Source organism: Pseudomonas sp. SD17-1 (genome assembly GCF_029201585.1).
Lineage (GTDB): Bacteria > Pseudomonadota > Gammaproteobacteria > Pseudomonadales > Pseudomonadaceae > Aquipseudomonas > Aquipseudomonas palmensis.
Genome location: NZ_CP104044.1, coordinates 5,523,507 through 5,537,269 on the forward strand (window position 1 = coordinate 5,523,507; position 13,763 = coordinate 5,537,269).

Sequence of the window (13,763 nt, forward strand, 5' to 3'; positions counted from 1 at the left end):
TGCAGCCGGTGTTCAGGCCCCGGGTTTCGGGCTTTCGCTTACCACGGCCAGGCCGTCCGAACCGCGCCAGCGGCGCACGCTCTTCTGGAAGAACTGGCTGTTGGGCACCTGCACCAGTGCGCCGCCCGCCTCGGGCAGTTCGACCAAGGTGGTGAACAGCAGGTTGATCGCGGTCACGCGGCCCTTGACCCCCGGCTTGTCGAGTGTCTCGACCAGCTCGACAACGTCGCCGATGCGAAACGGCCCCACGGTGAAGATCAGCACCGCGCAGAGCAGGTTGGACAGTACGCTCCACATCGCGAAGAAGGCCACCGCCGCCACCGCGACAAAGCCCGACAGGGCCGTCCACAGCACCGTGGCCGAAACACCCAGGCGCTCCAGCACGAAGATCAGCGCGCTGCCCATGATCAGCCAGCGCAAGCCGCCGCGCAGCGGCACCATCAGCTCCGGCGGCAACGGGTAACGCTCGCTCAGGCGAGTCAGGCAGCGCGCCACCAGGCGTTGCAGCAGGTACGCCGCGACCAGGATCAGCAGTATCTGCAGGCCCATCCAGAAGGGGCCGATCCACTCGACCGGCAGCAATCCCTGCATCGACTCCATCAGGACAACGCCTCCAGCTCGGCCTGCATGCTTTCAAGCACTTCGAGCGCTTGCATCCAGGCTTCTTCCAGCTCGCCTTCGCGCACCTTCAGCTTGGCCTGGCGGGCCAGCAGCTCGCGCAGCTCGTCCTTGCGCGCCGCTTCATACAGCGCGCTGTCGCTCAGGCTGGCATCGACCCCGGCCAGCTCTTCATGCAACTTGGCCAGCTCGGCTTCGAGCTTGTCGGCCTGGCGCTTGTGCGGGGCCAGTTGCTGGCGCAACGCCGCCGCAGCCTGGCGCTGGGCCTTCTTGTCGGTCTTGTCGGGGTTGACCGGTGTGGTGCTGACCGGGGCATTGCGCTGACGATACTCGACCAGCCAGCGGGTGTAGTCGTCGAGGTCGCCATCGAAGGTCTCGACCTTGCCGTCTGCCACCAGCAGGAAGTCGTCGGTGGTGCTCTTGAGCAGGTGACGGTCGTGGGACACCACCAGTACCGCGCCACTGAACTCCTGCAGGGCCATGGTCAGTGCCAGGCGCATCTCCAGGTCCAGGTGGTTGGTCGGTTCGTCGAGCAGCAGCAGGTTGGGCCGCTCCCAGGCAATCAGCGCCAGGGCCAGGCGGGCCTTTTCGCCGCCGGAGAAGTTCAGCACCGGCTCGTCGATGCGCGCACCGCGAAAATCGAAACCGCCGAGGAAGTCGCGCAGGGTCTGCTCGCGCTCGGTGGGGGCCAGGCGCTGCAGGTGCAGCAGGGGGCTGGCCTTGCTGTCCAGCGAATCGAGCTGGTGCTGGGCAAAGTAGCCCACCACCAGGTTCTCGCCGCGCACCAGGCGTCCGGCCAGCGGCTCCAGCTCGCCGGCCAGGTTCTTGATCAGGGTCGACTTGCCGGCGCCGTTGGGGCCCAGCAGGCCGATGCGCGCACCCGGGGTGAGCTGCAGCTTGACCTTCTCCAGCACGGTCTTGTCGCCATAGCCCAGGCGGGCTTCGGCAAGGTCGAGCAGCGGGCTGGAGATCTTCTCGGACTCGCGGAAGGTGAAGTCGAACGGCGAGTCGACATGCGCCGCCGAAAGCTCCTCCATGCGCTCCAGTGCCTTGATGCGGCTTTGTGCCTGGCGCGCCTTGGTGGCCTGGGCCTTGAACCGGGCGATGTACTTTTCCATGTGGGCGCGTTGCGCCTGCTGCTTCTCGTACGCCTGCTGCTGTTGCGCCAGGCGTTCGGCACGGGCGCGCTCGAAGGCGCTGTAGCCGCCGCGGTAGAGGGTCAGCTTGCACTGTTCCACGTGTGCCACGTGGTCGACCACCGCATCCAGGAAATCGCGGTCGTGGGAAATCAGCAGCAGCGTGCCGGGGTAGCTCTTGAGCCAGTCTTCAAGCCACAGGATCGCATCCAGGTCCAGGTGGTTGGTGGGCTCGTCGAGCAGCAGCAGGTCGCTGGGGCACATCAGTGCCTGGGCCAGGTTCAGGCGCATGCGCCAGCCGCCGGAGAAGTCGCCGACGCGCCGGTCCATCTGTTCGTTGCTGAAGCCCAGGCCGGCCAGCAGCTTGCGGGCGCGGGCATCGGCGGTATAACCGTCGGCGCTGTCGAGCTCCACATGCAGGCGGGCCAATGCATTGTTGTCGTGCGCGGCCTCGGCGGCTGCGAGCGCAGCCTGTACCTCGCGCAGGCGCACGTCGCCATCGAGCACATAGTCCACCGCCAGGCGATCGAGGGTATCGACCTCCTGGCGCATGTGCGCGATGCGCCAGTCGCCGGGCAGCTGGCATTCGCCCGAATCGGGCGTGAGCTCACCGCGCAGCAAGGCGAACAGGCTGGATTTGCCGGCGCCGTTGGCACCGATCAGGCCGGCTTTCTGGCCGGCGTGCAGGGTCAACTCGGCGCCTTCTAGCAGGCGCTGGGGACCACGCTGTAAAGTGAGGTTCGAAAGTCTGATCATAATGGCCGCGGAGTCTACCAGCTTCGATGGCAACTGGCGCGAGTAGGACCATGCACACCGACCTGTGGAATTTCGCTCTGCACCTGTACGCCCGGCCGGGCGTGGAGGCTGCCTGCCTGGCCTTGCAGGACGAAGGGGCCGATGTGTGCCTTCTGCTGTGCGGGGCGTGGCTTGAAGCCGGCAGGGCCGGGGTGACCCCCGAGCGCGTACAGCACCTGCAACAGCTGGCCGCTGCCTGGCAGCAGCATGTGGTGACACCGCTGCGTCAACTGCGCCGCCAATGGCGTGCAGACGCGCAGCACGACCCGCAGCTGACGCACTTGCGCGAGCAGGTCAAGGCACTGGAACTGGAGGCGGAGCGAACATTGCTGGCGCGCCTGCAACAGGCTAGCGAAGGCTGGATGAATCAGGGTGTGGCAGGTGACTGGCTGGCCGTGCTGGCCCCCCAGGGCACCCGGCACCACGACGCGCTGCAGGTGCTGCGCGTCGTGGCGGTGGCGGATCAGGAAGCAGTCGAGGGCGACTGAGTCACTGGGGTCGTCACGGGTGCAGCGGCAGGCGAAGCAGCCGGTGCGGCCGTGGTGGCCGCAGCAGGTGCCGAAGTCGCCGGTTTGGCAGCAGCGGGTTTGGCGGCCGGCTTGGCGGGTGCGCGGGTAGCGGCGGGCTTGGCGGGGGCCTTGGCAGCAGCAGGCTTGGCAGCTGGCTTGGCCGGAGCCTTGGCAGCGGCGGGTTTGGCAGCTGGCTTGGCGGCTGCAGGTTTGGCAGCTGGCTTGGCCGGAGCCTTGGCCGCAGCAGGTTTGGCAGCTGGCTTGGCGGGCGCCTTGGCAGCGGCAGGTTTAGCAGCTGGCTTGGCGGGGGCCTTGGCGGCTGCGGGTTTGGCAGCAGACCTTGCCGGAGCCTTGGCGGCTGCAGGTTTGGCAGCTGGCTTGGCCGGAGCCTTGGCAGCGGCTGGCTTGGCCGCGGCAGTTTTGGCCGCTGGCTTGGCGGCGGCTTTGGTAGCGGCTGGCTTGGCTGCAGCCTTGCGGGCCGGGGCCTTGGTGGCCGACTTGGCCGCTACCGGAGCAGCCTTGGCCGAACGCGAGGTCAGGGCCTTGGACGCTGCTTCCTGCACCTTGCCGACGCCTTGGGCGAGCTTCAGGCTTTCCTGCGCATCACGCTTGAGCTGCACGATGTACAGGCGGGTTTGCGACTGGCGATCCTTGAGCGAATCGAGCAGGGTTTCCAGTTCGCCTACGGCGCCCTTGGCCTTGTTCTGCGCCTTGTTCTTGCCGGCGACCGCAGCGTCCTGAAGTTTGAGACGCGACTTGTGAAGTTTTTCCTGCGCCTTGCCCCGTTGTTTTTCCAACTTGGCCAACAGTTTTTCAGCATCAGCCAGTGCTTGCGAGCAGGCACTTTCCAGATGCTCGAGCAAACTGCCCGAGAGTTGATGTAGCAGGTGTAATGGCGTACTGACTGGCTTCTTACTGGCCGACATGGCTTACCTCCTGGCTGACGAGAATGCGGCTCATACTAGACCTTCTGCTGCTACCGCCGCTAGGGCATGTTGACAGTAAGTAGGACGCCGCGTTGCATGCCTGGGCAAAGTTGTTATGGCTGCAGCTGCGCACAAGTGTAGATGCTGTTAAAAAGGCTGTCGGAATTTGCTCTATGCAAAGATTCATCCGGCCCTCACCATGCACTCAAACCACCTGGAGTGAGCCTGTGCCACGCTACCTGTTACTGCTCTTGCTGCTCGCCCTGCCCTGCGCATTCGCAGACACCACCGAGCCACCGGCAAGTGCTCACGACCTGTCCTATAGCGTCGGCGCCAGCCTGGGTGAACGGTTGCGCAACGAGATGCCCGAGCTGCAGCTCGATGCCTTGATCCAGGGGTTGCAACAGGCCTACGCGAACAAGCCCCTGGCAATCAGCCAGGCACGGCGCGAAGCGATTCTCAGCCAGCACGAGGCCCAGGCCAGCGAGGCCGCCGAGCAGTCGCAGGTGGAAATGCTGATGGCGGTGGAAACCCGTTACTTGGCCACCGAACGCGCCCGTGCCGGAGTACGAGAACTACCCGAAGGCGTACTGGTGACCGAACTGGTCAAGGGCAATGGTGCCTCACCCAGGGCCGATGGCCAGGTGCAGGTACGCTACGTCGGCAAGCTGCCCGATGGCAGCGTGTTCGACCAGAGCGAACAACCGCAGTGGTTCAGCCTCAAGAGTGTGATCGAGGGCTGGCAGGTGGCGTTGCCACAGATGGCTGTCGGGGCGAAATGGCGTGTGGTGATTCCGTCGGCCAAGTCCTACGGAGCCGATGGCGCAGGCGATCTGATTCCGCCGTTCACGCCACTGATCTTCGAGATCGAACTACTGGGGGTTGCCGACTGAATGTCGGCAACGGAGGAGACAGGGATCAGGCCTGGACGGCCTCTTCTTCCTTGTGCGCGTTGTGCAGCACTTCGATCAGGCAATCCTCAAGCTCGAAGCGCTCGTGGAGCAGGCTGCCCAGCTCGCTGAGCTTCTTGGCGAAGCGCTCCTGGTCGGTACAGTTGCCCTTGTCGCAGTGATCGTTGAAAGCCGACGCGATATCGGTAATGGCACTGATACGAGGGCTGATCTGCTTCGCCAGTTCCAGGCCCTTGTCATCTCCGAACGCCTTGGCTTCAGCCACCAACTGCTCACTGACCTCGAAGTGCCAGGCGGAGACGTAATCGACGAGTATCGCGCAGAAGCCGAGGTTCTTGTCCTTGTCCGCAAAAGCCGGTTTGGCATCGCGCAATGCGCGAAAGGCCGTGACCAGTTCGGCCCGCTCGTCCAGCCAGCGGTCAATCAGCTTGTGAACCCCACCCCAGCGTTCCTGAGCATTCTGACAACTATCTAACATGGCGGTGTCTTCCCTTCTGGGTCATGCCGCTGCGCCCCGTCGTGCGAGGTATGCACAACAAAGGGAGAAAGCAGCAGAACGGCATCGAGCAGCAGTGTTTTGGGTATGCGTGCAAGGGAGATTATTCCCGCACGCCCTTGCCTTCAAGGTACGCAGGCGACAAGTTTCATACAAGTGTTTAATCGCCGCACCCGCGGCCATCGGTCGATTGCCTGGCCCCCGCCGGCAAGCGTCAGGGTTTCAATGACTTGCCCGTGGCCGCTGGCTGCACGTACAGCAGCCGCGCCAACGCCAGCGCCGCCAGCAGCAGGAAGGCCAGGAGGCTCCACTCCGGCAGGCTCAGGTCCAGAAAGCTCCAGGTGATCGAAGCGCAATCGGCCGAACCAAGCAGCATGGCGTGCAGCACGTCGGCAAGGCTGCCTTGCTCGATGAGCGCACCGAGGGGCATCGAGCAGGCCTCACCCGCCGCCACCCCGCTGCCCTGCAACCAGATCTGGCGCACCGCCAGCAAGCCGCCCCCCAGCGCCAGGCCCAACGCCGCAGCCGCATAGCGACGCGCACCCGGCTGACCCGGTGCATGCAGGCGCGCGGCCAGGCAGACACCGGCAAACACAACCAGCAATACACGCTGGCTCTGGCACAGCGGGCAAGGCACCAGCCCTTTGGTGAATTCGAGGTAAAACGCACCGGCGAGAATCAGTAACGACGCGACGAAAGCCAGGGAGAACAATGAGCGCAAACAGGCCAATGGCATGGCAAGTCCAGGTGCGGGAAAGACATGTAACAACGGTAGAGGAAAATCGAGCCTTGTTTCAAGGCACGACAGGCGCGATAAATCGCTGAAACATAAGGGAAGTGTCGAAGAGTTGAGGTGGATATTTCCTCTGTAACTCAGCGAAAAGTTACCCACCCCCGCAACCAGCCAAACAGTACGGGTTTAACCTGGGGCTAAACCCGTACGACGTCAGGCCCGGACGGCTTCAGGCAGAGGCAAGGCCAGCAGGCGCTCATCCAACAGGCCCAGGCCCTCCTGAAACAGCTGGTTGCTGCGCTCGGTGTCGCCCAGGCCGGCCAGCAGACGGGCCAGCTCGGCGCAGGCCTCAGGGTTGCGCTGCCGGCGCAGGCTGTCTTCGAAGTAGTCGCGCGCCTTGCCCCACAGACGATTCTGCAGGCTCAGACGACCCAGGGTCAGCAACAGGCTGGGATCGTCCGGGTGCTGCTTGAGCCAGCCCTCGGCCGTCTGCAACTGACGCGCCGGGTCGCCGCCTCGCACCAGCCCGTACAGCCGGGCCAGGTGGCTTTCGTATTCGCGCTGCAGGGCCGTACGCAGGACCTTCTCGGCGTCGCTTTCGGCGCCCAGCTGGCGCAGTTGCTCGGCATACGCCAGCACCAGTTGCGGCTCCTGGCGTTGTGCCGAGGTCAGTTGCTGCCAGGCACGTTCAAGGGACTGCTGTGCGGTCTGGTCGTCCTGCTCGCGGCGTGCGGCCAGGCTCAGGTTTTCGCCCCAGGCCCGCCGCTCCAACTCGCCCAGTTCCGCGGCAGACAACACCTTGTCCTTGCGCAGCTCCGGCAGCAGGCGGATCACCGCGCTCCAGTCGCCACGCTGCTGGTACAGACGCTGCAACTGGCGCAGCACCTGCACGTTGTGCGGGTGGCGCTCGTGCATCGCCTGCAGGGTCACCAACGCTGCCTCGGTGTCACCGCGGTCGACCTGCAACTGCGCGTGGGTCAGGGCGATGGCCAGCTCGGCTTGCGGCTGGCGTTCCAGGGCACGTTCCAGCAGGTTGTCGCTGTCCTCGGTGCGCCCCAGTTCGTTGGCAGCGCGGGCCGCCCCGAGGTAATAGAGCAGCGGCTGGCGTTCGGCCTCGGCAGCGCGATGCAGATGGCGCTGGGCACTGGCCCAGCGGCCCTCGGCCAGGTCCAGTTGCCCCTGCTCGATGGCCAGGCGTGTACGCCGGCTGCGGTTGCGCCGCGACCATGGGTTGACCACCCCGCCCGAGGTGAACACCAGGCCCAGCACGAAGCGCACCATCAGCACCACGAGCACCACGGCCAGCAGCAGGGCCAGGGTCGCCCACAGGCTCGACTCGTAGCGGAAGCTGTCGTAGGCGATCAGCACGTATCCGCTATGCCGGGCCACGGCGATACCCAGCAGGGTCGCGGCGACGATCGCCACCACCACCCACAGGTAGGCACGTTTCATGGGGTGCCCTCCTCATGACCTTGTGCCGCCGGCTGGCGCGTGATCGATTCTTCGGCGGGCAGGTGGCGACGCTCGAGGTAGGCCTGGACCGCACCGAGGCTGTCGGCCAGGTCCGGCGTCACTACCGACACCGGCTCGTTCGCCACCGCGTTGAGCTGTTCGAGCATCGACTGGCTCTGCTCGTTGTCGTGGTTGAAGTTGGCCAGCAGCACGCTGCGCGCTTCATCCAGCGCCTGGGCATAGACCTTCGGCTCGCCGTTGAGCGCGGCCCACTGCGCCTGCTCCAGGGTCAGGCTCAGGGCCAGGCGCACCTGGTTCAGGGCCTGGCCGGCCAGCAACGGCTTGACGTTCTTGTCGGCATTGAAATCGATACGGAAGTAGCGCGACAGCTGCGCCCACCACTGTGACCAGCGGCTGGCACCGTCGCCGTCGGCAGCCAGGCCGAACAGCGGTTCGCCGCCTTCTTCGAATTCGGGGGCCATGGCGGTGAGCTGCACTACCTGCTCGCGCAGCGCGGCCAGCTTGAGGAACAGCCCGGTGCGGTCCGGTTGCTTTACGCTGTTCAGGGTGGCCAGGCTGCGTGCCAGCTGTTCGCGGGCAGCGAACGAGGCCGGGTCGCTCTGCTCGCGCAGGATCTGGTCGGCGCCTTCGACCAGCGCTCGAGCGCTGGTGATGTCCTGCAATGCCGACAGGCGCAGGCTGGCCAGGCGCAGCAGGTGCTCGGCCTCGGCCAGGCGCCAGTCCTTGCGGCTGGCACCGAGCACGGTCTCCAGGCGCTGGCTCAGACGTTGCTGGTCGCCCTGCAATTGCGCCACCAGGCGCCGGCGCTCTTCGAGCTCGGCGGCCGGTGGCAGGTCGGCCAGGCGTGACGACAGTCGCTGCTCGCCCTGCTGCAAGGCCTGGGCCTGGGCATTCAAGGCCTGCAATTGTTCGCTCTGGAGCTGGTTGGCGCCCTGCAGGTGGCGTACCTGCCAGACACCCCAGCCACCGATTGCGACACCTGCCGCACCCAGCAGCAGGGCGAACAGTGCCAGACCGGTGCCGGCCCGCTTGGCAGGGGCGGCGGGCGTTTGCGCGGGCGCTTCTGGCGCCGGCTGCAGATCATCGTTGGGCAAGGCAGTTTCGCTCACGTATCCATCCTTTGCATTGGGGCACCTCGCCAGACAGCTTAGCGCCTTAGGAGGCGGGCGCAGGGGTTTCCTGCAACGCCGCCAGCAAAGCCGTGGCACTGGCACCACGGCAATCCACTACATTCTGTGCGCCAGCGGCGCGGGCCTGCTCGGCAACACGCGGGCTCGGCACGAACAGCGGCCACGCGGCCAGTCGCGACCAGTCGCTGCCAGCCAGCTGGCGCAGGTGTTCAAGACCCTGCCCACTGCTGACCACCACGCCGTTCAGGCGTTCCGCATCGATGCGTCGCATCAGCGTGCCGACCGGGTACTCGGGCAGGCAGCGGCGGTACAGGGGCAGATAATCGACACTAGCACCCTGCGCGGTCAATCGCTCGGCCAACAGCTCGCGACCGTCTTCGCCGCGCATGATCAGAAAGCGCGGCTGGGGCTGTGCGAAAACTTCCTGCAGCCGGGTCAGCTGCAGCAGGGCTTCGCTGTCATCCCCCTGTGGCGGGAAGTGCACTTCGCAGCCATGGGCCTGCAGGATCGCGGCGGTAGCCGCCCCCACCGTGAACCACGGCAGGGCCGGCGTGCGGGGCCAGTACTGGTCGAGCAGGGCCAGGCCGAGCCGGGCTGCCGGCTTGCTGACCACGATGACCGCAGCATAGTCGGCCAGGCCGAGCACGGTGCTGCGCTGCGCATCGGTCACCGGCAGCGCTTCGATCTCGAGCAGCGGCAGGCTGCTGCCGAACACCCCGGCCTGGGCCAGGGTCGCGGCCAGTGCCACGCAGTCGTCGGCCGGCCGGGTCAGCAGCAGGCGCCAGCCGTTCACGGGTGGCCGGCCTCGCCATACACCGCCTTGAGAATGTCTTCGGCGCCCTGGTTCAGCAGGTCTTCGGCGACGCGTACACCCAGTGCATCCGCGTCTGCGCGCGGTGCACGTGCCTCGGCGCTGAGCAACAGGCCACCGGCCGGCTCGCCCACCAGGCCGCGCAACCACAGCTGCTCGCCCTCGAGCACGGCGTAACAGGCGATCGGTACCTGGCAGCCGCCGTTGAGGTGCTTGTTCATGGCCCGTTCGGCCACCACGCGGTCAGCCGTATCGGCGTGGTGCAGCGGCGCAAGCAAGGCATGGATTTCGGCGTCGGTGGTGCGGCACTCGATGCCTACCGCGCCCTGGCCACCGGCTGGCAGGCTGTCGTCGACGCTGATGCTGGCGGTGATGCGGTCTTCGAAACCGAGGCGGATCAAACCGGCAGCCGCCAGGATGATCGCGTCGTACTCGCCGGCATCGAGCTTGGCCAGGCGGGTGTTGACGTTGCCGCGCAGGAAGCGGATCTCGAGATCGGGGCGGCGGGTCAGCAACTGCGCCTGGCGACGCAGGCTGGAGGTGCCGACAATGGCGCCTGCCGGCAGTGCATCGAGGCTGGCATAGGTGTTGGAGACAAAGGCATCGCGCGGGTCTTCGCGTTCGCAGATGCAGAACAGGCCCAAGCCTTCGGGGAAGTCCATCGGCACGTCTTTCATCGAGTGCACGGCGATGTCGGCTTCCTGCTCCAGCAACGCGGTTTCCAGCTCCTTGACGAACAGGCCCTTGCCGCCGATCTTCGACAGTGGCGAGTCGAGCAGCTTGTCGCCGCGGCTGACCATCGGCACCAGGGTCACCACCAGGCCGGGGTGTGCCTGTTCGAGGCGGGCTTTTACATAGTCGGCCTGCCACAGGGCAAGGGCACTTTTGCGCGTGGCAATGCGGATTTCACGAGTGGACATGGATCGATCCGTACGAGATAGATGCGCGGGATGATAACAGCTCAATCCGGGCTGCTAGCAGATCTATGTCAGTGGAGGGGTCGACCGTCCCTGGTCAAGCAGTGCTCCCGCCCCGCCCTAAAGCTGCTGCATCATCTTGCGTACGCCGGCCACATGGCGGCGGCTGACAATCAGGGCATCGCCATTGAGGCCCTTGAGAAAAAGCTGGAAATGCCCCAGCGGCGTGCGCTGCAGGCGTTCGATACGGTCGCGGGCCACCAGCGCGTTGCGGTGGATACGCACGAAGCGCTCGCCGAACTCGTCTTCCAGAGCCTTGAGCGGTTCGTCCAGCAGCACCTCGCCGCCCTCATGACGCAAGGTCACGTACTTGTGATCGGCGATGAAGTAGATCACCTGGTCGATGGGAATCAGCTCGATGCCCTTGCGGGTCCTGGCGCTGATGTGGCTGCGCGGCCCGTTGCCGCTTTCGGCGCCGGGGCGGGTCAGCGCCGCCAGCTGCACGCGGTTCGGGCGCTCGGCCTTGCGCAGCGCGTCGCGCAGGGCATCGGCCTGAACCGGCTTGAGCAGATGGCCCAGGGTGCTGTCCTTGAACGCCTGCACGGTGAATTCGTCATCCCCCGTACAGAACACCACGGCCGGTGGCGCTTCGCGCTCGCACAACCGGGCCGCCACCTGCAGCCCGTCCATGCCGGGCATGCGGATGTCGAGCAGGACCACCTCGGGCTTGAGGCTGTCGATCAATGCCAGGGCCTCTTCGCCATTGGTGGCGCTGGGCTCCAGCACGGTATAGCCCTCCAGCTCGCCGAGCATTCGGCTCAGGCGTTCCCGGGCTTGGGGTTCGTCATCAACGATCAGGACATTCATATAGCGCTGGATTCCTGCGTGAGTCTCGCACAAGGATAGCGTAGACAGGTGAAGTGACGACCGTCACGGCGATCCACGCTCAGACTCGCACGAGGGCTAAAGATTCACTGGGAGGGCGAAACCTGCCAATCCTCTGTCCAACTGTAGACGGTTGCAGGCACGCTGCCGTTCAATCGATAAATATCCTTTTGCATCGCCCCTGTCGTGGCCCCCGGCTGCGACACAAACCCGCAGTTGCGCCGACCGCCGAGCCCCGTGAGCCCCGGCAACCCTGCTATCATCTGCGCCACTTTTTCCGTTCACGCCTTACACGAGTGAATCCATGAGCACCGACAAGACCAACCAGTCCTGGGGCGGCCGTTTCAGCGAGCCGGTCGACGCCTTCGTCGCCCGCTTCACCGCCTCCGTCACCTTCGACCAGCGCCTGTACCGCCACGACATCATGGGTTCGATCGCCCACGCCACCATGCTGGCCAAGGTCGGCGTGCTCACCGATGCCGAGCGCGACAGCATCATCGACGGCCTGACCACCATCCAGGGCGAAATCGAGGCCGGCAACTTCGACTGGCGCATCGACCTCGAAGACGTGCACATGAACATCGAGGCACGCCTGACCGACCGCATCGGCATCACCGGCAAGAAGCTGCACACCGGGCGCAGCCGCAACGACCAGGTGGCCACCGACATCCGCCTGTGGCTGCGCGACGAGATCGACCTGATCCTGGCCGAGATCACCCGCCTGCAAAAAGGCCTGCTGGAGCAGGCCGAGCGCGAAGCCGACACCATCATGCCGGGCTTCACCCACCTGCAGACCGCCCAGCCGGTGACCTTCGGGCATCATCTGCTGGCCTGGTTCGAAATGCTCAGCCGCGACTACGAGCGCCTGGTGGACTGCCGCAAGCGCACCAACCGCATGCCGTTGGGCAGCGCCGCACTGGCCGGTACCACCTACCCGATCGACCGTGAACTGACCTGCTCGCTGCTGGGCTTCGAAGCGGTGGGCGGCAACTCGCTGGACGGCGTGTCCGACCGTGACTTCGCCATCGAATTCTGCGCGGCGGCCAGCATCGCGATGATGCACCTGTCGCGCTTTTCCGAAGAGCTGGTGCTGTGGACCAGCGCGCAGTTCCAGTTCATCGACCTGCCGGACCGCTTCTGCACCGGCAGCTCGATCATGCCGCAGAAAAAGAACCCCGACGTCCCCGAGCTGGTACGCGGCAAGACCGGCCGCGTGTTCGGCGCCCTGACCGGCCTGCTGACCCTGATGAAGGGCCAGCCGCTGGCCTACAACAAGGACAACCAGGAAGACAAGGAACCGCTGTTCGATGCCGCCGATACCCTGCGCGATTCGCTGCGGGCATTTGCCGACATGATCCCGGCGATCAAGCCAAAGCACGCGATCATGCGCGAAGCCGCGCTGCGCGGGTTCTCCACCGCCACCGACCTGGCTGACTACCTGGTACGCCGCGGCCTGCCGTTCCGTGATTGCCACGAGATCGTCGGCCACGCGGTGAAGTACGGCGTGGACACCGGCAAGGACCTGGCCGAGATGAGCCTGGACGAACTGCGCCAGTTCAGCGACCAGATCGAGCAGGACGTGTTTGCCGTGCTGACCCTGGAAGGCTCGGTGAACGCTCGCAACCACATCGGCGGCACCGCACCGGCCCAGGTACGTGCAGCCGTGGCCCGCGGCCAGGCGCTGCTGGCCAGCCGCTGAGGCATTCGCCAGGCCCGTCTGGCGGGCCTGGCTGCGCTGAAGTCAGCGCTTGCCGGTACGCACCATCTCGAGGAAGGCCGGCATCTGGGCTTCCTTGTCTGCGGCGTTTCTCTGCACGTTGGGGTTCTGCTTGAAGTGTTCGAGCAGGGCCTTGGCCTGCGGGAAGTCCGCCAGCACATCCATATCGAACACCTTCTTGCCCACCGCATACGCCAGGTCGACGCTGTAGCAGAACAGGATGTCCGCCAGGGTCATCTGCTCGCCCGCCACATAGGGAGCGAAGGCACCGTTGCGCTTGAGGGCGGCAAGACCCGCCAGCAGCTCGGCCTTGGCCTTTTGCTTGATGGCCGGGTCCACCTGGGCACCGAAGAACGCCTCGGGGTAACAGGCTCGGGCCGGCAGCTCGATGTACAGCTCGATCTCCTTGGCCAGTTCGCGCACCTTGGCCTGGGCGAACACGCCCTCGGGCAGCAGCGCCTTGCCGGGCTGGGTCTGCTCGATATAGTCAAGGATCAGGTTGGTCTCACTGAGAAAGCCGTGCTCGGTCTCCAGCACCGGCACCTTGCCGCAGGGGCTGATCTTCAGTGATGCGGGGCCGGGGCCGCCGAAAAACAGCACCTCTTCGAAGGGCACGCCCTTTTCCAGCAGCGCCAGTTTGACCATGTTGTAGTAGTTGCTGACTGCAAAACCGTGAAGCTTGAGCATGAAACATGCCTCCAGGCCG

Annotated in this window: 14 protein-coding genes and 1 pseudogene; 3 read left to right on the plus strand and 12 right to left on the minus strand. The window is 65.6% G+C overall.

Annotation, left to right across the window (positions count from 1 at the left end; translation table 11 throughout):
* Positions 1 to 12: 12 nt before the first annotated feature.
* Positions 13 to 600 (minus strand): mechanosensitive ion channel family protein, encoded by a 588-nt coding sequence (locus N0B28_RS25280; RefSeq protein WP_043863379.1) that lies wholly within the window; start codon positions 598 to 600, stop codon positions 13 to 15.
* The gene (locus N0B28_RS25285; RefSeq protein WP_058541744.1) at positions 600 to 2,510 is read right to left on the minus strand and encodes an ATP-binding cassette domain-containing protein; all 1,911 of its coding nucleotides are present in this window, start codon (positions 2,508 to 2,510) and stop codon (positions 600 to 602) included. Before N0B28_RS25285 ends, N0B28_RS25280 begins: the two co-directional genes overlap by 1 nt.
* Positions 2,511 to 2,560: 50 nt before the next feature.
* Here N0B28_RS25285 and N0B28_RS25290 point away from each other — a divergent pair, with 50 nt between their 5' ends.
* The gene (locus N0B28_RS25290; RefSeq protein ID WP_058541743.1) at positions 2,561 to 3,037 is read left to right on the plus strand and encodes a TIGR02444 family protein; all 477 of its coding nucleotides are present in this window, start codon (positions 2,561 to 2,563) and stop codon (positions 3,035 to 3,037) included.
* On the opposite strand, the gene N0B28_RS25295 is transcribed toward N0B28_RS25290, so the two are convergent.
* Positions 3,013 to 3,984: an AlgP family protein gene (locus N0B28_RS25295; protein WP_123753393.1), complete on the minus strand. Its 972-nt coding sequence runs from the start codon at positions 3,982 to 3,984 to the stop codon at positions 3,013 to 3,015. The two genes, N0B28_RS25290 and N0B28_RS25295, sit on opposite strands and share 25 nt — an antisense overlap.
* A gap of 227 nt (positions 3,985 to 4,211) precedes the next feature.
* On the opposite strand from N0B28_RS25295, the gene N0B28_RS25300 reads away from it, so the two are divergent.
* Entirely contained in the window at positions 4,212 to 4,877 is a 666-nt protein-coding gene (locus N0B28_RS25300; RefSeq protein ID WP_123753392.1) for an FKBP-type peptidyl-prolyl cis-trans isomerase, read from the plus strand.
* Positions 4,878 to 4,902: 25 nt separating this feature from the next.
* Here the strand turns inward: N0B28_RS25300 and N0B28_RS25305 are convergent, their stop codons facing one another.
* The 8 genes and pseudogenes from N0B28_RS25305 to N0B28_RS25340 form a co-directional block, all read right to left on the minus strand.
* The gene (locus tag N0B28_RS25305) at positions 4,903 to 5,373 is read right to left on the minus strand and encodes an Rsd/AlgQ family anti-sigma factor (protein ID WP_043863375.1); all 471 of its coding nucleotides are present in this window, start codon (positions 5,371 to 5,373) and stop codon (positions 4,903 to 4,905) included.
* Between the two features lie 232 nt (positions 5,374 to 5,605).
* The gene (locus N0B28_RS25310) at positions 5,606 to 6,127 is read right to left on the minus strand and encodes a disulfide bond formation protein B (RefSeq protein WP_043863374.1); all 522 of its coding nucleotides are present in this window, start codon (positions 6,125 to 6,127) and stop codon (positions 5,606 to 5,608) included.
* A 210-nt stretch (positions 6,128 to 6,337) separates the two neighbouring features.
* On the minus strand, positions 6,338 to 7,576 hold the full coding sequence (locus tag N0B28_RS25315) for a heme biosynthesis HemY N-terminal domain-containing protein (protein ID WP_054915489.1): 1,239 nt from the start codon (positions 7,574 to 7,576) through the stop codon (positions 6,338 to 6,340).
* On the minus strand, positions 7,573 to 8,706 hold the full coding sequence (locus N0B28_RS25320) for a uroporphyrinogen-III C-methyltransferase (RefSeq protein ID WP_043863372.1): 1,134 nt from the start codon (positions 8,704 to 8,706) through the stop codon (positions 7,573 to 7,575). The genes N0B28_RS25315 and N0B28_RS25320 overlap by 4 nt, the downstream gene beginning before the upstream one ends.
* 46 nt (positions 8,707 to 8,752) lie before the next feature.
* On the minus strand, positions 8,753 to 9,520 hold the full coding sequence (locus N0B28_RS25325) for a uroporphyrinogen-III synthase (protein WP_078480664.1): 768 nt from the start codon (positions 9,518 to 9,520) through the stop codon (positions 8,753 to 8,755).
* Positions 9,517 to 10,458, minus strand: a complete 942-nt coding sequence (hemC, locus tag N0B28_RS25330) for a hydroxymethylbilane synthase (RefSeq protein WP_043863370.1) — start codon at positions 10,456 to 10,458, stop codon at positions 9,517 to 9,519. The genes N0B28_RS25325 and hemC overlap by 4 nt, the downstream gene beginning before the upstream one ends.
* A gap of 117 nt (positions 10,459 to 10,575) precedes the next feature.
* Positions 10,576 to 11,322 (minus strand): LytTR family DNA-binding domain-containing protein, encoded by a 747-nt coding sequence (locus tag N0B28_RS25335; RefSeq protein WP_043863369.1) that lies wholly within the window; start codon positions 11,320 to 11,322, stop codon positions 10,576 to 10,578.
* Positions 11,319 to 11,426: pseudogene (locus N0B28_RS25340) on the minus strand (sensor histidine kinase); the annotation flags it as partial. The gene N0B28_RS25335 and the pseudogene N0B28_RS25340, both read right to left, overlap by 4 nt.
* A 218-nt stretch (positions 11,427 to 11,644) precedes the next feature.
* On the opposite strand from N0B28_RS25340, the gene argH reads away from it, so the two are divergent.
* Positions 11,645 to 13,039 (plus strand): argininosuccinate lyase, encoded by a 1,395-nt coding sequence (gene argH, locus N0B28_RS25345; RefSeq protein ID WP_043863368.1) that lies wholly within the window; start codon positions 11,645 to 11,647, stop codon positions 13,037 to 13,039.
* A gap of 42 nt (positions 13,040 to 13,081) precedes the next feature.
* On the opposite strand, the gene N0B28_RS25350 is transcribed toward argH, so the two are convergent.
* Positions 13,082 to 13,744, minus strand: a complete 663-nt coding sequence (locus N0B28_RS25350) for a glutathione S-transferase (RefSeq protein WP_043863367.1) — start codon at positions 13,742 to 13,744, stop codon at positions 13,082 to 13,084.
* Positions 13,745 to 13,763: the final 19 nt, after the last annotated feature.